The 26,435-nt window shown below is 58.9% G+C and carries 25 protein-coding genes; 7 read left to right on the forward strand and 18 right to left on the reverse strand.

Features of this window, described 5'->3' with window-relative positions:
• The first annotated feature begins 110 nt into the window (after positions 1 to 110).
• Genes PAF17_RS02550 through PAF17_RS02560 form a run of 3 tightly spaced genes read left to right on the forward strand, consistent with a single transcriptional unit; the run spans position 111 to position 2,711 of the window.
• Positions 111 to 1,286: an isochorismate synthase gene (locus PAF17_RS02550; protein WP_271887514.1), complete on the forward strand. Its 1,176-nt coding sequence runs from the start codon at positions 111 to 113 to the stop codon at positions 1,284 to 1,286.
• A gap of 20 nt (positions 1,287 to 1,306) precedes the next feature.
• Positions 1,307 to 1,942, forward strand: coding sequence for an isochorismatase family protein (locus PAF17_RS02555; protein ID WP_271887515.1), 636 nt, complete (start codon positions 1,307 to 1,309; stop codon positions 1,940 to 1,942).
• A gap of 1 nt (position 1,943) precedes the next feature.
• A complete protein-coding gene (locus PAF17_RS02560; protein WP_271887516.1) occupies positions 1,944 to 2,711 on the forward strand; it encodes an SDR family oxidoreductase in 768 nt (255 codons plus the stop codon).
• Positions 2,712 to 2,724: 13 nt separating this feature from the next.
• Here PAF17_RS02560 and PAF17_RS02565 read toward each other — a convergent pair whose 3' ends face one another.
• Positions 2,725 to 2,973 carry a phosphopantetheine-binding protein gene (locus PAF17_RS02565; protein WP_271887517.1) on the reverse strand — a complete coding sequence of 83 codons (249 nt, stop codon included), beginning with the start codon at positions 2,971 to 2,973 and terminating at the stop codon, positions 2,725 to 2,727.
• A gap of 14 nt (positions 2,974 to 2,987) precedes the next feature.
• Positions 2,988 to 4,592, reverse strand: a complete 1,605-nt coding sequence (locus tag PAF17_RS02570) for a (2,3-dihydroxybenzoyl)adenylate synthase (RefSeq protein WP_271887518.1) — start codon at positions 4,590 to 4,592, stop codon at positions 2,988 to 2,990.
• A 153-nt stretch (positions 4,593 to 4,745) separates the two neighbouring features.
• On the opposite strand from PAF17_RS02570, the gene PAF17_RS02575 reads away from it, so the two are divergent.
• The gene (locus tag PAF17_RS02575; protein WP_271887519.1) at positions 4,746 to 6,080 is read left to right on the forward strand and encodes a condensation domain-containing protein; all 1,335 of its coding nucleotides are present in this window, start codon (positions 4,746 to 4,748) and stop codon (positions 6,078 to 6,080) included.
• On the opposite strand, the gene PAF17_RS02580 is transcribed toward PAF17_RS02575, so the two are convergent.
• From PAF17_RS02580 to PAF17_RS02615, 8 genes are all read right to left on the reverse strand, one after another.
• Positions 6,075 to 7,067 (reverse strand): aldose epimerase family protein, encoded by a 993-nt coding sequence (locus PAF17_RS02580; RefSeq protein WP_271887520.1) that lies wholly within the window; start codon positions 7,065 to 7,067, stop codon positions 6,075 to 6,077. The genes PAF17_RS02575 and PAF17_RS02580 overlap by 6 nt on opposite strands.
• 133 nt (positions 7,068 to 7,200) lie before the next feature.
• The gene (locus tag PAF17_RS02585) at positions 7,201 to 8,478 is read right to left on the reverse strand and encodes a TRAP transporter large permease (RefSeq protein ID WP_271887521.1); all 1,278 of its coding nucleotides are present in this window, start codon (positions 8,476 to 8,478) and stop codon (positions 7,201 to 7,203) included.
• A 4-nt stretch (positions 8,479 to 8,482) separates the two neighbouring features.
• Positions 8,483 to 9,064 (reverse strand): TRAP transporter small permease, encoded by a 582-nt coding sequence (locus tag PAF17_RS02590; protein ID WP_271887522.1) that lies wholly within the window; start codon positions 9,062 to 9,064, stop codon positions 8,483 to 8,485.
• Positions 9,061 to 10,044, reverse strand: coding sequence for a sialic acid TRAP transporter substrate-binding protein SiaP (locus PAF17_RS02595; RefSeq protein ID WP_271887523.1), 984 nt, complete (start codon positions 10,042 to 10,044; stop codon positions 9,061 to 9,063). Before PAF17_RS02595 ends, PAF17_RS02590 begins: the two co-directional genes overlap by 4 nt.
• Before the next feature lie 38 nt (positions 10,045 to 10,082).
• Positions 10,083 to 11,075 (reverse strand): ABC transporter permease, encoded by a 993-nt coding sequence (locus tag PAF17_RS02600; protein WP_271887524.1) that lies wholly within the window; start codon positions 11,073 to 11,075, stop codon positions 10,083 to 10,085.
• Between the two features lie 3 nt (positions 11,076 to 11,078).
• Positions 11,079 to 12,074, reverse strand: a complete 996-nt coding sequence (locus tag PAF17_RS02605; RefSeq protein WP_271887525.1) for an ABC transporter permease — start codon at positions 12,072 to 12,074, stop codon at positions 11,079 to 11,081.
• Positions 12,071 to 13,594: a sugar ABC transporter ATP-binding protein gene (locus PAF17_RS02610; RefSeq protein ID WP_271887526.1), complete on the reverse strand. Its 1,524-nt coding sequence runs from the start codon at positions 13,592 to 13,594 to the stop codon at positions 12,071 to 12,073. Before PAF17_RS02610 ends, PAF17_RS02605 begins: the two co-directional genes overlap by 4 nt.
• Before the next feature lie 58 nt (positions 13,595 to 13,652).
• Positions 13,653 to 14,627, reverse strand: a complete 975-nt coding sequence (locus tag PAF17_RS02615) for an ABC transporter substrate-binding protein (RefSeq protein WP_271887527.1) — start codon at positions 14,625 to 14,627, stop codon at positions 13,653 to 13,655.
• 309 nt (positions 14,628 to 14,936) lie between these two features.
• Between PAF17_RS02615 and PAF17_RS02620 the strand changes: the two genes are divergently transcribed.
• Positions 14,937 to 15,665, forward strand: coding sequence for an FCD domain-containing protein (locus PAF17_RS02620; RefSeq protein WP_271887528.1), 729 nt, complete (start codon positions 14,937 to 14,939; stop codon positions 15,663 to 15,665).
• 52 nt (positions 15,666 to 15,717) lie between these two features.
• Here the strand turns inward: PAF17_RS02620 and PAF17_RS02625 are convergent, their stop codons facing one another.
• From PAF17_RS02625 to metC, 7 genes are all read right to left on the reverse strand, one after another.
• Positions 15,718 to 16,488 carry an SDR family oxidoreductase gene (locus tag PAF17_RS02625; protein WP_271887529.1) on the reverse strand — a complete coding sequence of 257 codons (771 nt, stop codon included), beginning with the start codon at positions 16,486 to 16,488 and terminating at the stop codon, positions 15,718 to 15,720.
• A complete protein-coding gene (locus PAF17_RS02630; protein ID WP_271887530.1) occupies positions 16,488 to 17,519 on the reverse strand; it encodes a zinc-dependent alcohol dehydrogenase in 1,032 nt (343 codons plus the stop codon). The genes PAF17_RS02625 and PAF17_RS02630 overlap by 1 nt, the downstream gene beginning before the upstream one ends.
• Positions 17,520 to 17,530: 11 nt before the next feature.
• Entirely contained in the window at positions 17,531 to 18,628 is a 1,098-nt protein-coding gene (locus tag PAF17_RS02635) for a mandelate racemase/muconate lactonizing enzyme family protein (protein WP_271887531.1), read from the reverse strand.
• A gap of 16 nt (positions 18,629 to 18,644) precedes the next feature.
• Complete coding sequence (locus tag PAF17_RS02640) at positions 18,645 to 20,084, reverse strand: aldehyde dehydrogenase family protein (RefSeq protein WP_271887532.1); 1,440 nt, start codon at positions 20,082 to 20,084, stop codon at positions 18,645 to 18,647.
• 153 nt (positions 20,085 to 20,237) lie between these two features.
• Positions 20,238 to 21,617 (reverse strand): hypotaurine--pyruvate aminotransferase Tpa, encoded by a 1,380-nt coding sequence (gene tpa, locus PAF17_RS02645; RefSeq protein ID WP_271887533.1) that lies wholly within the window; start codon positions 21,615 to 21,617, stop codon positions 20,238 to 20,240.
• 198 nt (positions 21,618 to 21,815) lie between these two features.
• The gene (locus tag PAF17_RS02650) at positions 21,816 to 22,451 is read right to left on the reverse strand and encodes a VOC family protein (protein WP_271887534.1); all 636 of its coding nucleotides are present in this window, start codon (positions 22,449 to 22,451) and stop codon (positions 21,816 to 21,818) included.
• Positions 22,452 to 22,461: 10 nt separating this feature from the next.
• Positions 22,462 to 23,625: a cystathionine beta-lyase gene (gene metC / locus PAF17_RS02655; protein WP_271887535.1), complete on the reverse strand. Its 1,164-nt coding sequence runs from the start codon at positions 23,623 to 23,625 to the stop codon at positions 22,462 to 22,464.
• 202 nt (positions 23,626 to 23,827) lie between these two features.
• Here metC and PAF17_RS02660 point away from each other — a divergent pair, with 202 nt between their 5' ends.
• Positions 23,828 to 24,613: an IclR family transcriptional regulator gene (locus PAF17_RS02660; RefSeq protein ID WP_271887536.1), complete on the forward strand. Its 786-nt coding sequence runs from the start codon at positions 23,828 to 23,830 to the stop codon at positions 24,611 to 24,613.
• A gap of 11 nt (positions 24,614 to 24,624) precedes the next feature.
• Here the strand turns inward: PAF17_RS02660 and PAF17_RS02665 are convergent, their stop codons facing one another.
• Positions 24,625 to 25,026 carry a rhodanese-like domain-containing protein gene (locus PAF17_RS02665; protein WP_271887537.1) on the reverse strand — a complete coding sequence of 134 codons (402 nt, stop codon included), beginning with the start codon at positions 25,024 to 25,026 and terminating at the stop codon, positions 24,625 to 24,627.
• A gap of 135 nt (positions 25,027 to 25,161) precedes the next feature.
• Between PAF17_RS02665 and PAF17_RS02670 the strand changes: the two genes are divergently transcribed.
• Entirely contained in the window at positions 25,162 to 26,433 is a 1,272-nt protein-coding gene (locus PAF17_RS02670; protein ID WP_271887538.1) for an NAD(P)/FAD-dependent oxidoreductase, read from the forward strand.
• Positions 26,434 to 26,435: the final 2 nt, after the last annotated feature.

Below are 26,435 nucleotides of genomic sequence, written 5' to 3' on the forward strand. Positions count from 1 at the left end.
CAGCCCGCTCTCTGATCACGCTGTGCATGTCGCACAGCCATTGGACAGCCAGCCTCGGCCAGCAAGTCCGGCGTTTATAAATGTCGAATGACAGGCTGAAGGGCTTATCCATGAACATTCCGCTTCATGATGCACAGCAATATGCAAGCGCCACCGACCGTGGGCATTTCCGGTTCTGTGGGCCAACCGGACATGTTGCCGCCGCAGGCGCCCCCATCCCGTTGCAACAGGGCACGGCACAGACGCTTGAACAACGCCTGTCCGACGCGTTCGCCGATAGCGATGACGATGCCCTGATCGGCGGCGCCATGCCGTTTCATCGCAGCGACCGGGACTGTTTGTGGCTTTCGCGTTCTTGCAATCGCGGCATGTGGAACACAGAGCGGGATCAGGCATGCGCCGTCGCCGAGCGTATATGGGCAGAACCCGGCATTGCCGATTATGCAGCCGCGGTATCAGATGCCCTCCAGATCATGGAACAGGATACCGGCCGGGCCGATGCCCTGCGCAAGATCGTGTTGGCAAGGGTGCTGAAAGTGCGGACCCGACACCCGATTTCATTGGATGCATTGCTGTCGCGCCTGGCAATCGATCCGGGTACGACAGCATTTCGTGTCGCCCTGCCCGATGACGGGCCGCATCCGCGCGCATTAGTGGGTGCAACCCCGGAACTGCTGTTGGAAAAACAGGGCAAACATATCCTGTCCTATCCGCTGGCGGGTTCAGCGCGACGTTCCCCGGATATGGTCAAGGATTGCAACGCATGTTCGGATCTTGCCCAATCCGACAAGGACCGGCGCGAACATGCCATTGTCGTGGAATATATTCTCGACACGCTTGCGCCATATTGCGAACAGCTGTCCTGCCCTGACGGAACCCGACTGACCTGCACCCGCAGCATGTGGCATCTGGGCACGCGTATCATCGGGCACGTGAAGGACCGCGATGTGCCATCAGCGGTGCTGGCCGCATCATTGCATCCGACACCCGCCGTCTGTGGCCTGCCATGTCAGCGGGCAGATGATTTGATCCGGCAGTTGGAGCCAACTTCGCGCGGCTTTTACGCCGGTGCCGTCGGCTGGACGGCAAAGAATGGCGATGGTGCATGGCATGTGGCCATTCGCTGTGCCGAAATCAGTGATTGCGATGCCACGCTGTTCGCCGGGGCCGGGATCGTCCCCGGATCCGACCCGAAGGCCGAAGCACAAGAGACCGGCAGCAAGTTCGCGGCCCTTTTGCACGCACTTGGCCTGCCTGCCGACACTGCGCTGACCGGGCTGAACTAACCAGAACCCAAGGACCACCTATGGCATTGCCGACCATCGCCGCCTATGCGCCACCTGCCGAACCGTTGCCAGAATCGCGCAGTGATTGGCAATTGCACGCTTCGCGCTGTGCATTGCTGATCCATGACATGCAACGCTATTTCTGTCGTCCATTCCCTGATCAGGGCGCGCCCCTTGCGACCGTCACCGCCAATATCGCGGCGCTTGCAGCAGCAGCGCGGCACGCGGACATTCCGGTCTTTTACACGGCACAAAAGGGCAATCAGTTCCGACCGGATCGAGGGTTGCAAGCCGACCTTTGGGGGCTAGGAATGCAGGCCATCGCCGCACATGAGGACATCTTGCCGGAACTGACCCCGCACGAGGGTGATATCGTTCTGGTCAAGCATCGCTACAGCGCGTTTCAGCGGTCCAATCTTGAACATCTGATGCGCGCGCGAGGGCGGGACCAGCTGATCGTGACGGGAATTTACGCCCATATCGGTTGCCTGTGCACCGCCGCCGAGGCCTTTCAACGCGACATCCAGCCCTTTGCCGCGGCGGATGCGCAGGCCGATTTCAGCAAAGAGCGTCATCTGATGGCCATGGATTGGGTCGCGTCATGCTGTGGGGGCGTGATCTCGACGCAAACTGCCTTGAACACCATGGGGAAATGACATGCAGCTGACAGGTTTCAAAGGCAGGACTGCTGTTGTCACCGGCGCCGCTGGCGGCATAGGTCTGGCGCTGGTTACATTGTTGCGCGCGGCAGGAAGCCTGGTCGTGGCAACCGACCTGACCGCAGCGCTTGCAGACAAGCAAGACGAGGACGGGCTATCATGGCAGGCGCTGGACGTAAGCGATGCAAGCGCGACCGAAACCCTGTTTGCCAAGGCCACACGCGATTTCGGACCAATCGGACTAGTAATTCACGCGGCCGGAACGCTTTCCAATATGCCGATCCTGCAAACGACCCCGCAGGAATGGTCGCGGGTTTCCCGGATCAATAATGACGGCACCTTTCACGTTCTTCGCACGGCCGGTCAGGCGATGTGCCCCCAACGCAAGGGCGCCATCGTCGTCATCGGGTCGAATGCCGGGGGTATTCCACGGCATCGAATGGCCAGCTATGCGGCCTCGAAGGCGGCTGCGGCGATGCTGACACGTTGCGCCGGGTTAGAGCTTGCCGAATTCGGCATTCGTTGCAATCTGGTTGCTCCGGGATCCACCCTGACGCCGATGCAAACGGGAATGTGGGCGGATGAGCGCGGTGCCGAAAAGGTCATCGCGGGGGATCTGGCAACGTTCCGGACAGGTATCCCGCTTGGCAAGCTGGCAACGCCGGTTGATATTGCCCAGGCCGCGATGTTCCTGTTGTCGGATCAGGCGGGCCACATCACCATGGCCGACCTGTATGTTGACGGAGGCGCGACCCTTCGGGCCTGACACCTCGCGCCCTTCATGGCTGCATCCGGGCCTCTATCAACGTCCACCATGCATTGACCGACGGCTCCGCAGCCAGTTCATCAAAGCTGAGCGTTACACCGCGCTGTTCCAGTGTGGCGATCAGCTTCATGACGCCAACAGAATCCAGGCCATACATCATCAGGTTTTCATCCGGACAGATCTCTTCCTCGTCCTCGATGATCGCGACAATCTGCGCGGCAAGCCAGTCGCGGTCGATTGCACGTGATGACAAATCATTCATGGTTTTTCCTTTCGTCAGGCCGTCGCGGTTTGCAATGTGATCCGCAACTGGCGCTTGTCCGTCTTGCCCACCGCAGTCAGCGGCAAACGATCTACAAACCGGAACCGGTCAGGAAGCTTGTAATCCGCGATTCCCAGACCGATCAGATGACGCCGCAGTTCAGAAGCACGCATTTCCCGCCCCGCGACGACAAAGGCACAGCTTTTCTCACCCAGATTTTCATCGGCATATCCGACCAATGCGACTTGGCGGGTGTCGGGATGACGCAGCAAGAGATGCTCAATCTCTTCGGAGGCGATTTTTTCGCCACCCCGATTGATCTGGTCCTTCAACCTGCCAACAACCCGCAGATTGCCGCAAGCTGTGCGCATGACCAGATCGCCACTGTAATAAAAGCCCTCGGCGTCAAATGCCTGGCAATTCTGTTCCGGTGCCCGATAATATCCGCGAAACGTATATGGGCCGCGCACGGCCAGTTGCCCCGGCATCCCTGCCGGAACCGGCTTTCCGGTTTCATCGACGATCTTTACCTCGTCATCGGGGCTGATCGGGCGCCCTTGGGTCGTGAACACGACTTCGTCGGGATCATCCAGACGCGTATAATTGACAAGCCCCTCGGCCATGCCAAAGACCTGCTGCAAGCGGCATCCCAGAACGGTGGGCACCTTGCGTGCAAGCGTTTCAGAGAAGCTGGCTCCCCCAACCAACAAATGCGCCAGTGATGCCGGCGGCCCTTGTTCTTCGGCCAGCTGAACCCAAAGACCAACCGCCGCAGGCACAAGCGCAGCCATGGTGACACCATGACGTGCAATCAGCGCAAAGCAGATATTCGGTTGCGGATTCGGGGCCAGCACAACGGTGCCGCCCGCAAGAAACACGCCAAGCGCGCCAGGTGAACTCATCAGAAAATTATGCGGGGCGGGCAAAGCCACCAACAAGCGCGTCGCCGCAGATACGCCACAGATCTCGTTGCTGGCCCGAACGCTGTAGTCATAATCGTCATGCGTGCGCGGGATCAGCTTTGGGGTTCCCGTGCTGCCACCGGACAGCTGGAAGAACGCCACCTGATCCGTAGGTGTCGGCGCGAAAGCGCAGGTTAGGTTGGGGCCATCGGACAGCCAGGATCCAAGATCCCGATCCGAATTGCCATCGTTCAACATCAACGAAAGCTGGATCGTGCCTTTGGCGATCAACTGTTTATGGAAGCTCTCGTCGGCAAACAACGAATTGGCCCGATCGGCGATCAGCAAGCGTGGACCGATCTGATCTGCATAGGCAGATAATTCTGTTTGACGGTGACTATACAAGGCGTTGACCGGAGCGACCCCGATCTTCATCAGGGCCATGAAAACAACGTAGAATTCTGCGACATTCGGCAGTTGCACCAATGCCGTGTCGCCCTGCCCCAACCCCGCGGCAGCTAGCCGGGCAGCCAGCCTTGAAGCCGTCTGGTCAAATTGCTTGTAGGTAAAGCTCCGCTCACCGCACAAAATGGCAACAGCATCCGGATGTTCCCGCGCGCCCTGTTCTGATACCGCAGAAAGCGGACGCCCCGCCCAATAGCCGCGTTGCCGGTAAAGATCGGCGAAACACTTTGGCCACGGCGTGAATTCTATCATTTTTTCAATACCCTGAGCAGTTCCGTGCCGTTGCAGCGTCCAGTGGCGTAGGCCAGATATTGACGCCACATAATTCTTAAGTATTTTTGTCGGAAATTGTCAATCCGGCACCTGCCGGATCGCGCCACAATTGAACCCGCAAGGCGAAATTCAATGAACCTGCATAGCCCGACAGCCACCTGGCACGATCTGACCCTTGGACAACTGGACTTCTGGCAAGAGGCATGCGCCCATCCCGGACAGCCGGTTTCAACTGTCGCGCATGTCACCAGATTGCGGGGCGTGATCGACCGTCCTGCGCTGGAACGGGCCATCAACCAGATGTCACGCGAGGCGCAGGTTCTCTCGTTGCGATTTGGTCATGATTGCAACGGATCCCCCAAGCAGGTGATTGATCCGCGTCTGACCCCGATCGTGCAATATTGTGACCTTCGCCAGAAAACCGACCCGCAAGCCGCAGCCACGGAACTGATGCGCGCCGATACCGAAGCCCCAATTGACCTGACGCGCGGTCCATTGGCGGCGCAATGGCTGCTACAAACAGATGATCAAGAATGGCATTGGTATTTTCGCGGCCATCACATCTTTCTGGACGGGTATTCGATGGCGTTGATCGAACGTCGGGTCGCTCGGCTTTATGACGCGTATATTTCGGCCGGTGATCTTGGTCGGGAGTTCGCGCATTTCGATACATTTCTGGCCGAGGAACACAGCTATCGCAATGGGTCGCGGCATGTTCGGGATCGCCAGTTCTGGCAAGATTATCTTGGGGATGCCAACGACCTGAAGGTTCTGCGAAAAGGTGATGAGGATTACCCGCAAGCCCCGCACGAAGGTCATGTCGATCTGCAAGATCTGGTTCCGGCCCTGCGGCTCTGTTCAGAACGGACCGGGATCGGATGGCCCGAATTACTGACCCTGTTGAGCGGAATCTGGCTGTGGTCGTGCCCGGGCGAGGACAACCGCCTGCCCCGTCAGCCGATGACGATTTGGTTGCCATTCATGGGCCGTCTGGGCAGTGTCAGCGCCACGATACCAGCCATGGTCGTCAATATCCTGCCGTTTCAGGTGCGGGCAGATGCCCAAATTCCACTGCCCGATCTGATGACCACTATGGCGCGCGACCTGCGCAAGGCACGTCGTCACGGCCGCTATCGGATCGAACAAATGACAGCTGATCGTGGTCTCGACAGCGGGTACAGGTTCTTCTTTTCTCCGCTGGTGAATGTTCTGCCCTTCGAGCCGCCGCGCTTCAAGGGATGCGACACCACGCGCGAGGTCTTGGCCGCGGGGCCTGGCGACGGGTTCAACCTCAGCTTTGCTGCGCGCAATGATGCAAACGAATTGTCGCTGCTTGTCGAAGCGGATCCGACACTGACATCGAAGAAACTATTCGCCCGTCATCTGCATAAATTTCCACGCTTCCTGAAACTGGCGCTGAACAGCGATTCCGCCAGCACGATCGAGGATATTTGCCGGACCTTATGAACGACGCGGCGCGCGCTGCTGGAAGCGATAGTTCACACGATGGCGATAGGTCTGACCGGGACGCAAGATCGCATCCGGGAAATCCGATCTGTTGGGCGCGTCCGGCCAGTGCTGCGTTTCCAGCGCCAACCCGGCATTGCGGCCATAGACGCGCCCTCCAATTCCGCGCAAGCCGTCAAAATGCGCACCGTCATACAATTGCAGGCCCCGGGCATCGGTCTCGACCTGCATCACCAGACCGCCTTTGCCGCTTAGTTCGGCCACCACCGGACATTCACCGCCGCTATCACGCAGACAGAAATTATGATCGTACCCATCGCCACCGATCCGTTTCGGTGCGCGAAAGTCGAAACGACCATTCCGGACCATAGATGGATCGGCCAGCGGGATCAGGTCATCATCCACGGGCAGATAGCTTTCCGCATCAATCCGCAGTTCATGATCGCAAATATCCTTGCCACCGTCGAGGTTGAAGAACCCATGATGAGCCAGACTGCATGGGGTCGCCTTGTCGGCAACCGCCGAGAAATCAAAGCAAAGCGCACCATCTTGCAGTGACAGCTCGGCGACGATCTGCAAATTCCCGGGGAAGCCCATATGCCCATCCGGCAAGCTTAGTTCAAAGATCACGCGATCGACGCCGATGTCCCGGACCTGCCAGATCCAACCATCTACCCCATCACTGCCGCCGTGCAGGATATGGCGGTCACGAAAATTGGCATCAAGCTGATGGGCCTGACCATCCAGTTCGAACCGCGCGCCGGCGATCCGGTTGGCATAGCGACCGACCACCGACCCGACATAACGCCCGTGTGTCAAATAGTCGGCGATATTCGCACATCCCAGAACCAAGGGATGTGCAGTGCCATCCAATCGCAGATCGCAAACAGTCACCCCGAGCGTCAAGACAGTCGCCCGCAGCCCTCCGCCACGCAATGAAATGGCATGAACGACGCGACCATCAGGCAATGATGCGACCTCGTGCATGTCGACCTTCCTTTCATCCCGTTGAACAATCCCCGGCCAAGATGCGCGTGATCGTTTCCCATGATGCCTGCATCCGTCAAGACTTCAATTGCGCCGCCAGCCTGGTCGTGGATGGCGGCGCATGTCATGCAGTTCAGCGATAAAGCGTATGAGGCAACCAAAGCGAAAGCTGGGGAATGAACGCCACCATCAACAACACGATCAGCAAGGGAACAAGGAATGGCATCGTGGCCTTGACGCAGCGCTCGAAACTGACGCCCGAAACCCCTGCAAGAACATACAACACCAATCCGACCGGCGGGGTCAGCAATCCGATCATCAGCGCCAGAACCACAACGATGCCCAGATGCACAGGATCGATCCCTGCCTGCGTCGCCACTGGCAACAGAACGGGCACAAGAATGGTGATGGCGGCAACCGTTTCCATGAACAGCCCCAGCAGCAGCACGATGACCAGAATAGCCATCATCACGAACATGGGATCGCTGGAAATCCCCAACAGGCCAGCTGCAAGATGCGCAGCGATCTGATTGGAAATCAGGATCCATGCGAAAATCGACGATGCCGCAACGATCAGCAAGATCGACGCCGTGGTTTCCACTGTATCGAACATCACACGCACCAGATGCCGCCAGGTCAGGGACCGATAGACGAACATGCCCAGGACCAGGGTCCACACCACCGCCGCAACCGCGGCTTCGGTGGGGGTGAAGGCCCCGGTCATGATGCCGCCAATGATGATCGCCGGCGTCAAAAGCGGAAGAAACGCACGCGCGAATGACTGAGACACCCGCCCAAGGGTCAATGCGCCGTCACGCGGATAGCCACGACGGTGTGAATACCAGGCCACCATGACCATCAGGGCAACAGCCATCAACAGCCCCGGCAACAAACCTGCGACGAACAGCTCGCCGATCGAAGCCGAGGCCATCACCCCATAGACGATCAATGGCAGCGACGGGGGAATGATCGGCCCGATCGTCGAGGACGAAGCCGTGACCCCGACAGCAAAATCGCTGTCATAACCGGCCTGGCGCATGGCACGGATCTCGACGCTGCCCAACCCGCCGGCATCGGCGACCGCCGCACCCGACATGCCTGCAAACATCACGCTTGCGCCGACATTCACATAGCCCAGACCACCGGGCAACCATCCGATCAATGCACGGGCAAATCCGAAGATCCTTTCGGTAATCCCGCCGGTATTCATCAGATGGCCCGCCAGAATGAAGAACGGAACCGCCAACAATGGAAAGCTGTCAACCCCGCCGACCATCCGATGCAACACCACGGCTTCGGGCAGCCCGGCAAGGACGACATAGGCTAAAGACGCCAGCCCCAGCGACACCCCGACGGGCAGCCCGGCGATCAGCGTGATCGCCAATACGAAAAACAAGACTAGAAGTTCCATGTGATCAGCCCGTTCCAAGCCGCGCTTCGGAAATCTCGGCGGCACTCTGGCGCGAAATGCGCCATATATTGATTGCGCAATAGACAGCGGTCAGGGCACTGGCAGCGGTTATCACGGTGTAAAGGACCGATTTGGACACCGGCACCGAAATCATCATCTGCGCTGCAGTCCGCTGCATCATCTGGGTGCCGATGATGGCCATCCAGATGAAGAACCCGCAGGTCAAGGCCTCGCTTGCCATTGCAAGCGGCTTGACTGCCCGCATCGGCACATAGCGGTAGATCAGCCCCAGCGCCAAATGCGATGCTCGGCGCGAACAGATCGCGCTGCCCAGAAACGTCAGCGCGATCAGGCAATAGCGCGCCACTTCTTCCGTCCAGCTGATGCTGTCGTTCAGCACATAGCGGGTGAAGAACTGCAGCGCGACGATCACGATCAGAAAGGCGAACAGCAACAGCGCTGGAATATCTTCTGGCCTGACGACCGAAATGTCGTCGGTGATTTCCTCGAAATCGATATTATCGTCGGACATATCCGCCTCGATGTTTGGATGGGCCGCCCAATAGGGCGACCCGTGGCTGATCATTCATTCCCGGGCAGTGCCTGAAGGCGGTCGAACTGCTCTTTCGAGAAGGGCACATCAGCGGCAAGCAAGGCGGGCTGCACGACCTCGATAAAGGGGGTGCGATCGACAACATTCACGTTGGTACCCTGTTCGGTGAACCAGTCAGCCAGTTCGTTTTCGGCCTTCTCGATCTGGTCCGTGACACGGGTCGCGTTGTCGACCAACGCCTGACGCAGGATGGCAGCATCATCTTCGCCGATCTTGGAAACCGTCATCGGAGACAAGAGGGTCAGCGTGCTGTTCATGATATGCCCGGTCAGGCTGATATCACTTTGAACCTCATAGAGTTTTTTTGCCTGAATCGTGGTCAGCGGGTTTTCCTGCGCATCGACAACACCTTGTTGCAAGGCAAGGTACACCTCGGAAAATGCCATCGGGGTGGGGTTGGCTCCGGTCGCCTCGGGAAAGATCAGGTAGGCTGGGGCGTTCGGCACGCGGATCTTCAGGCCTTCCATATCGGCAGGCGTGGTCACTGGTTTGTTCGCGGTGACGTGGCGTGCGCCATAATAGCTGACGGCCGCGACCTCGACCCCTCCCATTGCATTGGAAAGCTCGGACTTCATTTCCGTCAACAGATCGCTTCCACGAAACGCCCGCCAGTGATCCATCCCGCGCAATGTGAACGGGTAGTCGGTCATGCCGATCGGCGCGTAATAGGACGACACGAACCCGATGCCGGTATAGATGATGTCCATCGTGCCAAGTGTCAGCCCTTCGCTCAGCGCAAGCTCTTCGCCCAGCTGAGAGGCTGGATAGACCTCGATCGTGACGCGCCCCTCGGTGGCCTTCTCGACCTCTTCCGCGACGCGCAATGCGCCCTGATGCAGCGGATGCCCGGTTTCATACACATGCGCGAATTTCAGCGTTTCGGCCAGGCCCGGCAAGGCGGTCATCAGGGTCGATGCCAGTGCAAGGGCGGTCGTGGTCAGGGTAATTTTCATGAAATAGCTCCGTTGGACTTGATTGAGATGTCTGGTTTCTAGTTCGCGCGATCCGCGCTTTTGTTCATGCGGGCCTGCAACAGGATCACCGCAAAAAGAACGCCACCGCGAATGACCATCTGCCAATAGGCAGACAGGGAAATCGTGCCGCGCCCGTTCTCGAAATTCAGCAGGTTGAATACGAGGCCCAGCAACAGCGCGCCGCCGACGGTTGCCGGAATCGAGCCCAGCCCGCCGGTCAGCAACGTGCCGCCCACGACCACCGATGCGATTGCCGTCAGCTCCCAGCCCGTGCCTTCCAGCGGCTGTCCGGCGCCAAAGCCACTGGCCAGGAACACACCGGCCAGACCCGCACAGCCACCGCTGAGCAGATAGACAAAGACCTTGGCGCGCGTCACCTTCAGCCCCATCAGTCCTGACGCTTCTTCGCTGCCACCGATCGCCAGAACCGTGCGACCAAGCGCCGTGCGTTCCAATATGATCCACAGCACAACGGCAGCAATTGCCACCAGAACGATGGTCCAGGGGATGGGGCCAAACGCCTTTTCCATGCCCAGCTTGGTAAAGCTTGATTCCCAATCAACGGCAACCGTCTGCTTGCCCGAAATCACAAGGGCACCGCCCTTGGCGGCCAGCATCGTCGAAAGCGTCGCGATAAAGGGGGGCAGACGCATCGGCACGATCAGGATCGCGTTCACCGCGCCAAAGGCCACCCCGGCAGCCACGCCACCGATCAGCGCTGGAACAATACCCCAAGGTGAAAGATAGGCCGCAACGATCGAGGTGAATGCAGCCACATAGCCGACCGAAAGGTCGATCCCCCCGGTCATGATCACGAAGCACATGCCCAGGGAAATGATGATGAACATCGAGTTATAGTTGAGAAACGATCCCAGATTATAGGCACTGCCGAAATTCTCGTATCGCAACAGCCCGAAGATGATCATCGCTGCCAGCGCCACCCAGACACCTGACATCTGCGCATGGCGTCCCACCATCCCGCGCAAGTCAAACATGTCAGTATTTGCCATCGTTCAACCCTTTCTCATCTGCTGCGCATAGACGGCCGCAACGATAATTCCTGCCTTGGCAATCAGCGCGATCTCGTCTGCGACGCCATTGGCCAACAGGGTGTATTTCACCAGCTGGATCACCACGGCGCCCAGAATCGCCCCCCAGATCGGCGCGCGACCACCCGACAGGACCGCACCTCCGACAACTGCGGCGGCAATCGCGTCCAGCTCCATCAGATTTCCGATTCGCGCCGCGTCAGAGGCCGAATTGATCGCAACCACGATCAACCCCGAAAGCCCCGAAAGAACCGAGCAGGTTGCATAGGCCATGATCTTGACGCGGGTCACTGGAACCCCCGCCATCCGCGCTGCGCGTTCGTTTCCGCCCACCGCAAGAAGATAACGCCCGCTGGCCGTGTAGCGGATGACATACCAGATCACCGCCGCGATCAATGCGACCAGCCAACCCTGAACCGGAATCCCCAACAGGCGGGCAGTGCCGATATAACTGAACGAAGGGTTGGTGAATGTCTGCAGATTGCCATTTGTCAAAACCTGCGCAACGCCGCGCCCGGAGATGAAAAAGATCAGCGTCGCGATGATCGGCTGAACCCCCAGCAGCGCGACCAGTGCCCCGTTGAACATGCCACAACAGAACGCCGCGACCAGCGGCAGCAAAAAGGCCGCAGCCAGGCCAGGAACCGGATAGGCTTGCGCGAATTCCGAGGTGAATATGATCGGTGCCATCGCGCCCGACAACGCCATGACCGCACCAACGCTCAGGTCGATGCCCCCGGTTGCGATGACCAGTGTCATTCCCACGGCAACCAGGGCAATGGTGGCAACCTGACTGACATTGACCGCCAATGTCTGCGCCTGCAGGAAATTGGGCGTGACAAGCAAGTTGAAGATCAACAGCACCGCCAGGGCAGCCAGCCCCCCGTGGCGGGAAATCATCGCCATTGGCTCCCGTTTGCCCCGCACCCTGTTTTCCACTGTCATTCCTTCGTCACTCATGCCGGCACCTCATCGGGGACATGAGCGATTGCGGCGATCAATGCCGATTCCGTCAGTCCTTCGCCCGGCAGTTCGGATACCGACCGCCCTTCCTGCATCACGATCACCCTGTCCGCACCTTCGACGATTTCCTCGAATTCGGAACTGATCAGCAGAACCGCCCCACCATCGGCCACGAAATCGCGGATGATGGCCTGGATTTCACGTTTGGCGCCGACATCGACCCCTCGTGTCGGTTCATCCAGGATCAACAGGTCCGGCCTGGTTGCCAGCCATCGCGCCAACAGCACCTTTTGCTGGTTTCCACCCGACAATTGCCGGATCGGCTGATCGGCACTGGCCAGCTTGATCCCCAGCGCCCGAATGAAGTGATCGACGATCTCTCGTTCGCGCCGGGTATCTATGCCGCCCGCATGACGCAGCCTTGGCAGCAAGGCCAGTGTCAGATTTTCGCGCACGCTCATATCGGGCACGATTCCCTCGGCCTTGCGATCTTCGGCGACAAAGCCGATTCCGGCGGCGATCGCGTCCGCGGGGGAACGCGGCGCGCCACCACCGCCGGGCAATGTGATTTCGCCGTGCTTCAGACTGTCCAGGCCAAAGATGGCGCGGGCGGTTTCTGTTCGCCCCGAACCCAACAAGCCCCCCAGCCCGACGATCTCTCCCTGCCGCACGGTCAAAGAGGCATCACGCAACGACCGCCCGGTGGCCACATGTCCAAGCGACAGGATTTCGGCGCCAACCTCGCCACGCGGACCATCCAGCGCCGTCATGCCCGAGGCCGAGATTTCGTTGCGGTCGCGCCCCAGCATGTCTGCGATCAGGCCCAGCTTGTCGGTCCGGGCGATTTCTCGCACAGCAACCGTGCAGCCGTCCCGCATGACCGTCACCCGGTCGCAGATCTGGAACAGCTCGTCCAGAAAATGCGATACATACAGAACCGAAATACCCTCGGCACGCAGGTTGCGCACAACCGAGAACAGCGTCTCGATTTCGCGATCATCCAATGACGAGGTCGGCTCGTCCATGATGACCAAACGGGCGTCCAGCGAAACGGCCCGCGCAATCGCCACCAATTGTTGGATTGCGGCCGGATATCGGCCCAATCGCTGGCGCACATCAATATCGATGCCAAAGCGCGACAACATCTCGCCAGCCCGGCGGTGGGCCGCCGGCCAGTCGATCAGCCCAAGCCTGTTTTTCGGCTCGGCCCCCATGACGATGTTTTCGGTCACGCTGCGCAGGGGAACAAGGTTCAATTCTTGGTAAATCGTGGCGATTCCGGAATCCTGGGCATCACGCGGGCTATCGGCGGCAAATTCCCTGCCAGACAGCGAAACCTGCCCGCCATCGCGTCGATGCACCCCGGTCAGACATTTGATCAAGGTCGATTTTCCCGCCCCGTTCTGTCCGATCAGGGCATGCACCTCTCCCGGCACGATCTCGAGCGAGGCGTCGCGCAAGGCTGGCACGCCCGCGAATGATTTGCGGACCTGCCGCATTGACACAAGCTGTTGCACGTCTCCCCCCCGGTATTCGTGGCTCGCGCCGGAACGAACCCGTCCCGGCGCGCCGGCCTCAATAGGCTTCGTCGATATGATCGGCAGCGTTGTCGGCGGTGAAGATGCGATCCTGAACCTGAACCCAGGGTTCGATTTCCTCGCCGGCGGCATATCGGTTCATCACCTCGCAGGCCAAAGGCCCGAAGAACGGCGAGCTTTCCACCGTGACGCCCATCTTGCCGTCGATGATTGCCTGCAAAGCGTCGCGGGTGCCATCGATCGACACGATCGTGATGTCATCGCCCGGCTTGCGACCGGCCAGTTCCAGCGCCTGAATCGCCCCGATGGCCATTTCATCGTTATGGGCATAGACCACATTCACGTCAGGATGCGCCTGCAACAGCGTTTCCATGACCTGGCGACCCAGATCCCGTGCGAAATCACCCGATTGCGACGCAACGATCTCGAAACGGTCATCCTGAAGTATCCGGTCGTCAAACCCCTTCTTGCGGTCATTTGCGGGCGAGGAACCCGTCGTGCCTTCCAATTCGACGATAACGCCTTTGTCACCGTCAAAATTCTCGATCAGCCACTCTGCGGCGCGCTGTCCCTGATCGACGAAATCCGATCCAAGGAAGGCAACGAAATCCTCACCGGCTTTTGCCGCATTGGGGTCGACCGAGCGATCGACAAGAAAGGTCGGGATGCCGGCGGCCTTGGCCTTCTTGACGGCCGGGATCAACGGCTTTTCTTCACGGGGCGGCAGGAACAGAACATCGATGCCCTGCGCAATCATCGAATCGACATCGGCAACCTGCTTGGCCGCCGAACCCGCCGCGTCGGTCGAGATGAGATCCCAGTTGCAGCTTTCCGCCGTGTCCTTGAAGGATTTCGTTTCGGCGATCCTCCAGGGATTGTTGCTTTCCATTTGCGAGAAACCGACCTTGTAGCGATCTTTCTGCTCCAGCTTGGGCAGGTCCGCCAGTGATGGCAGCGCCCCCAGCACCATCGCACCTGCCAATGCCAGACTGATCGTCGAATATTTCTTCATTGCTTGTCCTCCCCTGAATGGCATTTGCTTCCTCTTGCATGCCATTTTTGTATGACTAAACACAGTGCAATGGACGGCAATACTGGCTGTATGTCAACAAAAAACGCATGGAGAATGCGAAAAGAGAAGTTATTGACATACCAAACAGCTCCGGGCGATATTGGAAATGCGGCGGAATCCGCATGACCTACAGGTCACGTTCACTCTTTTGGTGCCACGCGAGAACCGAAATCATGGGATTTCACTTGCGGCGCCGGGGATGCTACAGGACCAAACCGGATGACAGGATCAGCAGCAGGGCGCCGACATATGGAAAATGAAGAACCCATTCGAAAATCCGCCCGCGCCGCAGATGCAATCGTGGACGCAATCGAGACGCGCATCGCATCCGGCGCACTGAAAGATGGCGCACCGCTGCCCGCCGAACGTTCGCTGATGGAGGAATTCGGCGCCAGCCGCACCGTCGTGCGCGAAGCGATTACCGCGCTGTCCAACCGGGGCCTGATCGAGGCACGCCCGAGGTTTCGCCCCGTGGTGCGCCGCATCGGCTATGACTCGGTGCTGGACACGACCAGCCCCGTCATCAAACGGCTGCTGCATGATCCGGTCGGGGTTCGCAATCTGTACAAGGCCCGTGTTTTCGTCGAGCGCCTTCTGGTTCGCGACGCAGCGACAGGCGCAAATCGCGAAGACATCCGCCGGCTCAAGGAAAAACTGGCCGAAAACGGCGAGGCGATCGACAACTCGGAACGTTTTTATCAGACCGATGTCGCCTTTCACCGCGTACTCTATGAGATCGCCGACAATCCCGTTTTCACCGCAACCCATGAAGGCTTTGTGTCCTGGCTTGCCCCCCAATGGGAACGGATGGAACGGCTGCCTGAACGCAATCGCCGGAATTTCGCCGCGCATGAACAGATCTATACTGCCATTCTCGAACGCGATCCGGATGCCGCCGAGGCCGCGCTTGTTCGCCATCTCGATGCTGCCTGGGATTTCGTAAGCAGCACTTTCTTTGCCGATATGCCCGACGCTTAGGTCCGCGATGCATGCGCCACCCGCAACTTGCGGATGACGCAAAGCATGGTGATCAGCGCCCCATCCAGCCGCCATCCACCGTCAGGATCGCGCCATGCACATAGCTGGCCGCATCGGAAGCAAGGAACACGACGGGACCGCCGAAATCATCCGGCGTGCCCCAGCGACCCGCCGGAATACGCCCAAGAATGGCATCATGGCGTTCGGGATCATCACGCAACGCCTGGGTATTATCGGTCGCGATATAGCCGGGCGCGATCGCATTCACATTGACGCCCTGCCCCGCCCATTCATTGGCAAACGCCATGGTCAACTGGCCGATCCCGCCTTTCGAGGCCGCATACCCCGGAACGGTGATGCCACCCTGAAAGGTCAGCAGGGACGCAGTGAAAATGACCTTGCCCCGACCGCGCTTGACCATACCCCGCCCGATCTCTCGGGTAAGGACGAACTGAGCGGACAAGTTGACCTCGATCACCTCATCCCAGATGTCGTCGCCATGCTCGGCCGCAGGGGCACGACGAATTGTGCCGGCGTTATTGATCAGGATATCAATCGCCGGATGTTCAGCCTGCACCCGGTCGGCAAATTCATGGACCGACTTGCGATCTGAAAAATCACAGGCATACGCGCTGAACTTTCGACCCAGCGCGGTAACGGCGCGACCCAACTCCGCGCCATCTTCGGGCATCGAGGCGCTGACGGCGACAATATCCGCCCCTGCCGCGGCCAAGGCTTCGGCCATGCCACGGCCGATACCGCGTTTTGCGCCGGTCACCAGCGCGGTTTTTCCCGTCAGGTCAAATGCTTTGGGATCGAACATCATACGGCCTCTTCTGTGACGCGGATCAGGGTTTTCATAGAGTCGGGGTTCTCGGTCAGCGCCTTGAAAGCATCGGGCAGTTCTGCAAGCGGACGAATATCGGTGATCAGCCTGTCGGCCCCGATCCCTTGTGACAGCAGCGAAATCGCAGCGTCGAAATCGCCGATCTCATAGGTTCTGGCACCGATCAGCTCGATCTCTCGCCAGAAGAACCGGAACAGATCGATCTGTGGCTTTTGCGCGTGAATGGCGACCATGCAAATCCGCCCACGGGTTGCGGCAACCTCGGTCATCAGGTCGACACCGGGCTGCGTGCCGGACACCTCGAAGACGACATCGGCGCCCTTGTCGCCGGTTTCGGCCATGATCCGCTCGGCGACGTTCTCATTGCGCGGGTTCGCCGTCGCAAAGCCCATGTTGCGGGCCAGTTTCAACCGGCTCTCATTCACCTCGGATATCGTCACCTGCGCGCCCGCATGCCGTGCGACCAGCGCAACCAGCATGCCGATGGGTCCGCCGCCGATAACCAGAACATCTTCGCCCACCGCAACGCCGGCCCGACGGACATCATGCACGGCAACCGCCATCGGCTCGACCAATGCGGCCTGATCCAGCGGCATGTCCGCCGGCAGCTTGTGCAACACATGCGCGGGAACGGTCCAGCGGTTCTGGAACGCCCCATCGGTATCAAGCCCCAGGAATTTCAACTTGTGGCAAACGTGAATATGACCGGCCTTGCAGGCCGGACAGTGCCCGCAATGCGCCAAGGGCCTGACCACGACGGGATCACCAATCCTGTATCCTTCGACCCCGTCGCCAACCGCACTGACCCGGCCCGACATCTCATGGCCGATCACGCGATTATCGCCGATCCGCGCCTCCATATGGCCCAGATAGACATGCAGATCGGTCCCGCAAATGCCGCAAAATGCCGTTTCAACCTGCACTTCGCCAGGGCCGGGCGCGACATCTTCGACCTTGCGCAGCTCGAAACTGCCATTGCCCGTATAATATGCTGCATCAATCTTCATGCTATCCTCCGTCACGCTGCGCGGTCGCAGCTTTGCTTCAACAGGTCCCAATCGAACACGACACCAGTTCCCGGCAAATCCGGGGCGACCGCGCGCCCGTTTTCCAGGGTCAGAGGTCGGGTCGTGTAGCGATCGATGGGAAAAGAGTGAACTTCGATCCAGCCCGCATTGGGCTGTGCGGACACCAGGCTGACATGCAGTTCCTGCATTCCGTGACTGCAAACCGGAACGCCTTTCGCTGCTGCCATATGCGCCACCCTCAACCAGCCCGTGATCCCGCCGCAATTCGACGCGTCAGGTTGAATGAAGGACAGCCGCGATTGCGCAAGCGCGTATCCGAACTCATGCTCGGTATGCAGGTTTTCGCCCATTGCCAACGGCATTCCCGTCGCCTCGGAAATCTTTGCAAAACCTTGATAATCATCGGGAATGATCGGCTCTTCGAACCAAGTGATATCATAGGGTGCGAATGCCTGCGCCGCTGCAATGGCACCCTCGACATCCATCGAGTAATTCGCGTCGACCATAAAGGCCACATCCGGTCCGATCAGCTCGCGAACCGCCCGCACACGCCGGACATCTTCCGAAAGATGCGGCTGGCCCACCTTGATCTTTACCGCGTCGAACCCCTGGGCAACATAGCCCGAAATCGTATCCAGCAACTTCGGCAATGGAAAATTCAGATCAATGCCACCACGATAGGCACGGCAGGTGTTTTGCGCGCCCCCCGCCATTTGCCAAAGCGGCATCGCCTCGGCCTGCCCTCGTAGATCCCATAACGCTATATCGGCCGCGGAAATGGCAAATGACGCGATGCCGCCACGCGCCACATAATGCATATGCCATTGCATTTCATCATAAAGCTGATCGATCCCGTCGGCGTCCTGACCTATCAGAAAAGGGGCAAGATCATCTTGCAGCATCGCCACGATCGCGCTGCCGCCCTTGCCGCCGGTATATGTATAGCCCGTCCCGGATCGCCCATTTGCATCGGTAATCGTGCAGGTGATCAGTTCGAAATGCGTATGCGCACCATGTTTTGCATCGACCAGAACCTCATCCAGCGGCACTTGGAAATAGCGCACCGTAACATCGGTGATTGCTGCCATAGATCTTCCCTCCGGATCAGGACCAGTTCACATACATGGTCTGTTTTTTCAGATAGTTGTCGAAGCCATACTTGCCGTCTTCGCCGCCGATGCCAGATTGGTTCCAACCGGCGTGATAGCCCTGAACCTGCTCGCCATTGGCGCGATTGAAATAGATCTCGGCAAAGTTCAATTCGCGGCTGACACGCATCATCCGCTGGATATCTCGGGTGAACAGATAGGCCGAAAGCCCATAATCGCTGTCATTGGCCTTGGTCAACGCGTCTTCGAAACTGTCGACGCGCATAAACGGCACCACCGGTCCGAAAACCTCGGAGCGGATGATCGGATTGTCATTTCTGTCCAGTTCCAGCACCGTGGGCGACATCCAATGCCCCTTGGAAAAGGACCCTTCGCGCAATCGCCCACCGGGCAGGATCGCCTTGGCACCCGCGGCGATAGCCTGTTCCACCAATGCTTCGATCTTGTCGATCTCCACGCCGCTGACCTTGGGGCCAAGATCCGGATCATCCATGGGGTCACCGATCCGCAGCTTCCCGATGCGCTGGATAAATTTTTGCATGAAACGATCAGCTATGTCGCGATGCAGATACATACGCTCATTGCAGGTGCAGACCTGCCCGCAATTGGTGAACCGCGCAACAATTGCCGCCTCGACAGCCTTGTCCAGATCAGCATCTTCCATCACGATAAAGGGCGCCTTGCCACCCAATTCGAGGCTGATCACCTTGAGGCGATCCGCCGCCGACCGATAGATCTCGCGCCCCGCGCGCGTGCTGCCGGTCATGGTGATCATGTCGGATAGCGGACTTTCGACCATCGCCCGTCCCGCGATGGCACCACGCCCGGTAATCACGTTGAACACCCCGGCAGGAACGCCGACCTGCTGCGCCAATCGGGCGAGGTTCAGACCGGAAAGCGGCGTGATTTCATGGCTCATCAACACGAAGCTGTTGCCCGCAACCAAGGCCGGGCCCAGCTTGCGCGCGGCAAGGGCCAGCGGATAATTCCACGCTGTCAGCCCGACGACCACGCCGCGCGGGACCCGCCTGATCATGATTTCCTCATCCGGGTTGTCCGAAGGCATGATGTCGCCTTCGATACGCCGGGCATTTTCCGCGGCATAGGTCAGGAAATTGGCGGCGGCCTGCACCTCTCCGCGCGCTTGCCCGATCGGCTTGCCTTGTTCCGCGACCAGTGATGTCGCCAATGCCTCGGAATTCTTCTGGACGCTGGCGGCCAATGCATGAACCACCTTCGCACGGGCAATCGCGGGCATCGCGGCCCAGCTCGTTTGGGCTTTCCTTGCCGCTTCCAACGCTTCGAGCGCAAGATCAGCACCGCAATCTGGAACGCTGGCGATGATTTGCTCGTTCGCCGGGTTTTCGACCTCGATCCTGCCAGCGCCCGAAGGATTGATCCATTCACCGCCGATAAAGATATCGCGCCGTTCCATTAACTTTGCCCTCATGTGCCTTTGGTCATACCATAAATGCCTTCATGGCGCTGAATATCGCAGATGTCAAAGAAAAATAGCGGCCATTGGCCGCTATTGTATGACATTGATGCTGCGAAACATGATATCCCGCAGCATCGAATGGTTTTGAGATCAACCCATGACGCGCGTCAACGCCGCATCGATCGCGTCGGTAATCCGGTCGATATCCTCTGCGGTCGCGATCAGAGCCGGCGACAGGCATAGCGTATTGTTCAGCCCGTGCAGTGACCGGTTGGTCGCCCCGATGATCACCCCCTGCCCCATGCAATCCGCAACCACGGCCTGCACCAGCTTTTCCTCAAGGGGTTCCTTGGAATCGCGATCCGCAACCAGTTCGGCACCACAGAACAGGCCCAGCCCCCGAACATCGCCAATGACGTCGTGACGGTCCATCAACTCTCGCAGGTTTTTCAGGACACGCTCACCCATCAGGCGGGTATTCTCCAGCAATCCCTCATCCTCGATGATGCGCATGTTTTCCAATGCCGCAACCGGCCCGGACGTGCATCCGCCAAAGGTCGATATATCGCGAAAATAGCCCATCGGATCGCTGGCGTCGTCCTTGAACATGTCAAAAACCCGTTCGGTCGTGACCGTGCAGGCAATCGCCGCGTAACCCGAGGCAACCCCCTTGGCCATCGTCACGAAATCAGGTTCGATCCCGTAATGCTGATATCCGAACCACTTGCCCGTACGGCCCAGCCCACAGACCACCTCGTCTATATGCAGCAGAATGTCATGTTTTCGGCAGATTTCCTGAACACGTTGCCAATACCCCTCCGGCGGCACGATCACCCCGCCACCGGCAGTGACCGGCTCAAGCACCAGCGCGCCGATACTGTCAGGCCCCTCGTGCAAGATCACCTCTTCGATGGCATCGGCGGCGCGGACGCCATAAGCCTCGACATCCCATTGCTTGCGATATTCAAGGCAATGGGGGACCATGACAAAACCGTCGGGATACGGACCGTATTGTTCGGCCCGCTGCGCCTGCCCCGAGGTTGCAAGCGTGCCAATCGTGGTGCCGTGATAGTCACGTTCGCGATACAGGATCTTGCCCTTCTTGCCGCCATGATGACGCGCCGAGATCTGGCGCACCATCTTGTAGACCTTTTCGTTTGCCTCAGACCCGGAATTCGAGAAGTAGACACGGCTCAGGCCCGGCATTTTCTCGATCAGTTTCTCCGCGAAAAGCGCGCACGGCACATTGCCTGCGGCCCCCGCGAAATAGTTCAGCCGCACAAGCTGTTCGCGCACGGCATCCGCAATGCTTTCGCGGCCATAACCGACATTGACCGTCCAGACCCCGCCCGAGACCGCATCAAGATATTCCTTGCCCGTCGCATCCCACAATCTCATCCCCTTGCCTTCAACAAACACGCGGGGATCCGTCGTTTCATATGGCTTGTGCTGGCTGAGGTGATGCCAGACATGGGCGCGATCCGCGGCAACCACATCCGAGATATCGTTTTGCGTCAGGTCCAGGGTCATCGTCGCCTCCTAATCTTGTGCCTATCGTGCCCAACTGCAGCTTAGGCCCATCCGGCGGGGTTCGACAATCACCCCCAAGCTGATCAGGTCCGGATTTCGACCGACAACCCGTCACTCGCTGTTTCAAGGCATGGCATTCGCCCGCCCGGACCAGATGTCAGCAAGGGTCCGGGCGGGCGTCAAGGTCCGGCGTCACACTCAATCGATGACAGCCGGCCCGTCAGGTGTATCGACGGCAAATGACAAACCAGCCGGCCCCTGATCGACCCGGGCCAGATGGTCGATTCCCAACGCGACCAGTGTCCCGTTCAACTCAGCCGGGCGGGGATGCGTCAGAACCACGGATTGCAGGCGAACGCCCAGGTCCTGCTGACCTTGTGACGGATGCGGACCCGGCGACCATTCGATGAAAGCCGGCAGCAGACCGCCTTCGGGCAAATGGCCGTCACGCGGCACTGTCAGGCGCCAGCTGCGCCCCCCGCGGCTCAGCTCGATCACCTCGCCCAGATCGATAGGGCTGGCGGCAACAACAGCGTCCAGATCGTCGGTCCCCACCACCCAGCACAAGGCCCGTGGCCGTTGCGCGATCCGGTCCCTTGTGGCGTCGTCGTCCAGCGAAAACCAACGGACGCGCCCGGGTGCCGGAGCGTCGGGATCAATGGCGATGATTTCAAGAAAGGTCTGGTTGCCCGTCTGCATGACGCAGTTATGGGTGCTCATCGCTTCATGCTTGCCGCCAGGGGGCACCGTCACCCCCAAAATGTCGCGCAGCGCCGCCTGCCCCTGTTCCAGATTGGCCGCGCCAATCGCGATATGGTCGATCCTGTTGTTCATGATCCTGTCCTCAGTCCAAAAGTGGTAGTGCCCGCGCCAGATCCGCGCAAAGGCTATCGGGATTTTCAAAGCCGATATTCAACCGGACAAGATGCCCGGCCTCATCCCATCGAGTCGCCGTGCGCAGCGGCCGCACCGGCAGGATCAGGCTTTCGAATCCGCCCCAGCTGACGCCAATCCCGAACAGATCCAACGCATCGACAAATGCATGCAACCGGTCTGTCGAGCAATCGCGAACCACGATGCTGAACAGGCCCGCAGATCCTTCGAAATCGCGTTTCCATGTGTCATGCCCCGGGCATTCCGGGAAAGCTGGATGCAGGACCTTCAGCACCTGCGGCTGTTCCGCCAGCCAGCGCGCGACCTGCAACCCCGAAGACTCGGCAGCTTTCATGCGCATTTCCAATGTCCGCAATCCGCGCAAGGACAGGAACACGTCCTGGCTGCCGGGCTTGTCCCCAAAGGCCAGTGCCATTTGCCGCATGCGGGGATAGGTCGCTTCATTGCAAACGATAAACCCGATCATGCTATCGGCATGTCCCCCGATATATTTTGAACCGGAATGCACGACGACATCCGCCCCCAGGGAAAGCGGGCGGCAGAAAATCGGCGTCGCCCAGGTGCCATCAATGATCGCAAGCGCACCATGCGCCCGCGCGGTGGCGGAAATTGCCCTTATGTCCGGCACTTCGAAGGTTCCCGAACCGGGGGCCTCGAACATCACGGCGCTGGTATTGCTTTGCAAGAGCGGCGAAATGTCCTGCATTGAATCGAAATAGGTCACTTCGACGCCATAGCGCGCCAGCACATTGTCGCAGAAATTGCGCGTCGGCATATATACGTTGTCGGCAACCAGAAGATGATCCCCGGATCTTGCAGCCCCCATCAGGGCAAGTGTCACCGCAGTCAGCCCGGCCGAAACGCTGACACAACCTGCCCCGCCCTCCAACGCCGTCATCGCAGCCTCCAGTTCGAAACTGGCAGGGGTTCCATAGCGCCCGTAATACAATGTCCCATGCTGGTGCCGGGCGTCACGCGCCGCCTCGAATTCAGCGAGGCTGTTGAACAGCATTGTCGACCCTTGCGATATCGGCAGGTTCACGGGGCGCCCATTGGCCTGCACTCCGCGCCCAAGGTGAACAAGCGCGTCGGAAAATAAAGGACGATCAGTCATCGGAGATACCTTTGCGGCAATGGATTTTCCGACTGTGACGAATAGGTCTTTTCGTGTCAATATATGTGATATATGTTCTTTATATCAGCACACCGATTGACTTGCATAACGAGCTTCGCCGCGAATGCGGCACCGACATTCACTTCGCAAGCGATTTCGCGGATGATCGATAACAAGCGCCGGACAAACACAGGAGGAACGGGTGGATCAACAAGACACAGCCCCAGAACCCAAAAAGACACCAAAAGTCGACAGCACTCTAGCCAAAGGCCTGCAGATACTTGAGGCGCTGGCCCAATCCAAAGGCCCTCGCGGCGTATCAGAACTGTCCCGAGAGCTGGAGCTGACGAAATCGAACGTGTTCCGGCTACTGCAGACATTATCCACCCTGGGCTATGCACGCCCGACCGATGACAAACGCTACAGCGCGACCTTGAAGGCGTGGCAGGTTGGCCGTTCTGTTGTCGAACATTTCAACCTTCGCGACATCTGTGCACCCTCGATGCAAATGCTGGCCAGCAAGACGGGCGAAGCCGTCTATCTGGCAGTGCCCGAAGGGCTGAACGTGGTCTATATCGACAAGATCGACAGTATCCAGCCGATCCGATCATGGAACCCGGTATCAGGCTCGGCACCTATACATTGCGTCGGGACCGGCAAGGCAATCCTGGCGGCAAACTATGTCAGGATGAGGGATCTTCTGACCGGCAACCTGACCAGACACACTGAACACAGCATCACCTCGATCAAGGCTATGGATGACGAGATCCTACAGATCCGGGCCAAGGGATACGCCATCGACACCGGTGAATTCCGCGACCAGATCCGCAGCTATGGGGCCGCGATCTGCATGCCCGACGGAACCGCGATTGCGGCCTTCGGCGTTTCGGTTCCCGAAATCAATCTGAAAGATGGCGATGAAGAAATGATCTGCCAGCTGGTCAGGCTGGCAGCCGAGTCGGTGTCACAACAATTGGGTCGCAGCTAGCCAGTCCGGAGCTACGATTTGGGGGCGGGAAATTCGACCGGCCCGCCCTGCTTTTCCCACGTCGAGAAACCTTCCTTCAGGTGGGCTGCCTCAAAACCCATGTCCTGAAGCAGCGCGACGGACAATGCCGACCGCCAGCCACTTGCGCAGTGGAAGACGAATTTTTTGTCCTCGCCAAAGATCTCCTTGAAATACGGGCTTTCGGGATCCACCCAGAATTCAAGCATGCCGCGCGGGCAATGAAAACTGCCCGGTATAAAGCCAGATCGCTGCCGTTCCCGCACATCCCGCAGATCCACGATCACCACACCGGGATCATCGACCATCGCTATGGCGTCTTTTGTTTCGACCTCTTGGATGCGTGCGCGCGCTTGTTCGACCATTTTCTTGACCGATGTGTTCAGTTCTGGCATTCGCCATCTCCTTTGTATCGCTATTCAGAACAATCATAATGTATATTGACACATCCTTTTATGTGCATCAAGCTTTCACCCAAAGGGCGTGCCGACATGAATCGACCGCCATACCGCACCAACCAGGAGAGAGCCGTGGCACCAGACAAGCCGATTTCCTTGTGGGACATGTCAGCCGCCGAACACGCATATCAAAACGATATGGATGGTGACTCGACATGTGATGTCGCCATTGTCGGAGGGGGCTTTACAGGCCTGTCCACTGCCTTGCACGCCGCCAATCTGGGGCTGGATTGCCATGTTCTGGAAGCCAAGCATATCGGCTATGGCGGGTCAGGGCGCAATGTGGGTCTGGTGAATGCCGGGGTCTGGTTGCCCCCCCGGGATGTCGAAGACACATTGGGCAAGGCAACAGGCTCACGACTGGTCGACCAACTTGGGCAGATGCCGGAATATGTCTTCTCGCTGATCGAAAAATACCAGATCCGTTGCGAGGCGACACGAAACGGCACGATTCACGCAGCACATTCCGCAAAAGGCTTTCAAGACCTGCAGACACGCGCGGAACAATGGCAAAGGATCGGGGCGCCGGTTGATCTTCTGGATGCATCCGAAACTGCGAAAAAGACCGGCACGGACAAGTTCCACGGTGGGTTGCTTGACCGCCGTGCGGGCACGATCAACCCAATGGGCTATGCCCGCGGGCTTGCACGGGCAGCGCTTGCAGCCGGCGCAAGGATCTCAACTGGCGTCAAGGCGACGAACCTGTCGCGCAGCGGCGATCGGTGGCTGGTTCGAACCAATCGCGGAACAATCAGCGCAAAATATGTCGTGCTTGGGACCAACGCCTATTCCGATGACCTGTGGCCGGGGCTGCGCCAAACATTCACGAACATCCATTTCTTCCAGCTTTCGACCAAGCCCCTTGGCGCGATAGCCGATCATATCCTGCCCGAAAGACAAGGATTATGGGACACAAACCAGATCATGTTTTCCTTGCGCCGTGACGATTTCGGGCGGTTGATCATCGGCTCGATGGGGTCTGCGATCGGTGGTATGAATGGTCTTTCGCATCGTTGGGCCAAGGCCAACCTGAAGCGCCTGTTTCCAGAACTTGGCCAGGTCGAATTCGACAATGCCTGGCATGGTCAGATTGCGATGACCCCTGACCATTTGTTCCGGATCCACAAACTGGCCGACGGATTGTTCACGCCCATCGGCTATAACGGTCGCGGGATCACAACCGGCACGATGTTCGGCAAGGCCCTGGCCGAGCTGATGACCGGCGCGGACGAATCCGTTCTGCCCGTTCCGGTAAGCGGCATGAAGCGCGTGTCTCATCGCGCGTTGAAGGCCGGGTTCTACGAATCCGCCTTTACCATGAACCAATTATTGAAAAGCTTCTGATC

It is taken from the genome of Paracoccus onchidii (genome assembly GCF_028294535.1).
In the GTDB taxonomy this organism is placed as follows: domain Bacteria; phylum Pseudomonadota; class Alphaproteobacteria; order Rhodobacterales; family Rhodobacteraceae; genus Paracoccus; species Paracoccus onchidii.

What these genes read in the sequence shown, in the direction of transcription:
- PAF17_RS02570 (WP_271887518.1), bottom strand. Translation starts at nt 4,592, where the DNA reads ATGATAGAATTCACGCCGTGGCCAAAGTGTTTCGCCGATCTTTACCGG.
- PAF17_RS02550 (WP_271887514.1), top strand. Translation starts at nt 111, where the DNA reads ATGAACATTCCGCTTCATGATGCACAGCAATATGCAAGCGCCACCGAC.
- PAF17_RS02560 (WP_271887516.1), top strand. Translation starts at nt 1,944, where the DNA reads ATGCAGCTGACAGGTTTCAAAGGCAGGACTGCTGTTGTCACCGGCGCC.
- PAF17_RS02625 (WP_271887529.1), bottom strand. Translation starts at nt 16,488, where the DNA reads ATGTTCGATCCCAAAGCATTTGACCTGACGGGAAAAACCGCGCTGGTG.
- PAF17_RS02555 (WP_271887515.1), top strand. Translation starts at nt 1,307, where the DNA reads ATGGCATTGCCGACCATCGCCGCCTATGCGCCACCTGCCGAACCGTTG.
- PAF17_RS02640 (WP_271887532.1), bottom strand. Translation starts at nt 20,084, where the DNA reads ATGGAACGGCGCGATATCTTTATCGGCGGTGAATGGATCAATCCTTCG.
- PAF17_RS02635 (WP_271887531.1), bottom strand. Translation starts at nt 18,628, where the DNA reads ATGGCAGCAATCACCGATGTTACGGTGCGCTATTTCCAAGTGCCGCTG.
- PAF17_RS02575 (WP_271887519.1), top strand. Translation starts at nt 4,746, where the DNA reads ATGAACCTGCATAGCCCGACAGCCACCTGGCACGATCTGACCCTTGGA.
- PAF17_RS02650 (WP_271887534.1), bottom strand. Translation starts at nt 22,451, where the DNA reads ATGAACAACAGGATCGACCATATCGCGATTGGCGCGGCCAATCTGGAA.
- PAF17_RS02580 (WP_271887520.1), bottom strand. Translation starts at nt 7,067, where the DNA reads ATGCACGAGGTCGCATCATTGCCTGATGGTCGCGTCGTTCATGCCATT.
- PAF17_RS02585 (WP_271887521.1), bottom strand. Translation starts at nt 8,478, where the DNA reads ATGGAACTTCTAGTCTTGTTTTTCGTATTGGCGATCACGCTGATCGCC.
- PAF17_RS02630 (WP_271887530.1), bottom strand. Translation starts at nt 17,519, where the DNA reads ATGAAGATTGATGCAGCATATTATACGGGCAATGGCAGTTTCGAGCTG.
- PAF17_RS02600 (WP_271887524.1), bottom strand. Translation starts at nt 11,075, where the DNA reads ATGGCAAATACTGACATGTTTGACTTGCGCGGGATGGTGGGACGCCAT.
- PAF17_RS02590 (WP_271887522.1), bottom strand. Translation starts at nt 9,064, where the DNA reads ATGATCAGCCACGGGTCGCCCTATTGGGCGGCCCATCCAAACATCGAG.
- PAF17_RS02595 (WP_271887523.1), bottom strand. Translation starts at nt 10,044, where the DNA reads ATGAAAATTACCCTGACCACGACCGCCCTTGCACTGGCATCGACCCTG.
- tpa (WP_271887533.1), bottom strand. Translation starts at nt 21,617, where the DNA reads ATGACCCTGGACCTGACGCAAAACGATATCTCGGATGTGGTTGCCGCG.
- PAF17_RS02665 (WP_271887537.1), bottom strand. Translation starts at nt 25,026, where the DNA reads ATGCCAGAACTGAACACATCGGTCAAGAAAATGGTCGAACAAGCGCGC.
- PAF17_RS02565 (WP_271887517.1), bottom strand. Translation starts at nt 2,973, where the DNA reads ATGAATGATTTGTCATCACGTGCAATCGACCGCGACTGGCTTGCCGCG.
- metC (WP_271887535.1), bottom strand. Translation starts at nt 23,625, where the DNA reads ATGACTGATCGTCCTTTATTTTCCGACGCGCTTGTTCACCTTGGGCGC.
- PAF17_RS02620 (WP_271887528.1), top strand. Translation starts at nt 14,937, where the DNA reads ATGGAAAATGAAGAACCCATTCGAAAATCCGCCCGCGCCGCAGATGCA.
- PAF17_RS02605 (WP_271887525.1), bottom strand. Translation starts at nt 12,074, where the DNA reads ATGAGTGACGAAGGAATGACAGTGGAAAACAGGGTGCGGGGCAAACGG.
- PAF17_RS02615 (WP_271887527.1), bottom strand. Translation starts at nt 14,627, where the DNA reads ATGAAGAAATATTCGACGATCAGTCTGGCATTGGCAGGTGCGATGGTG.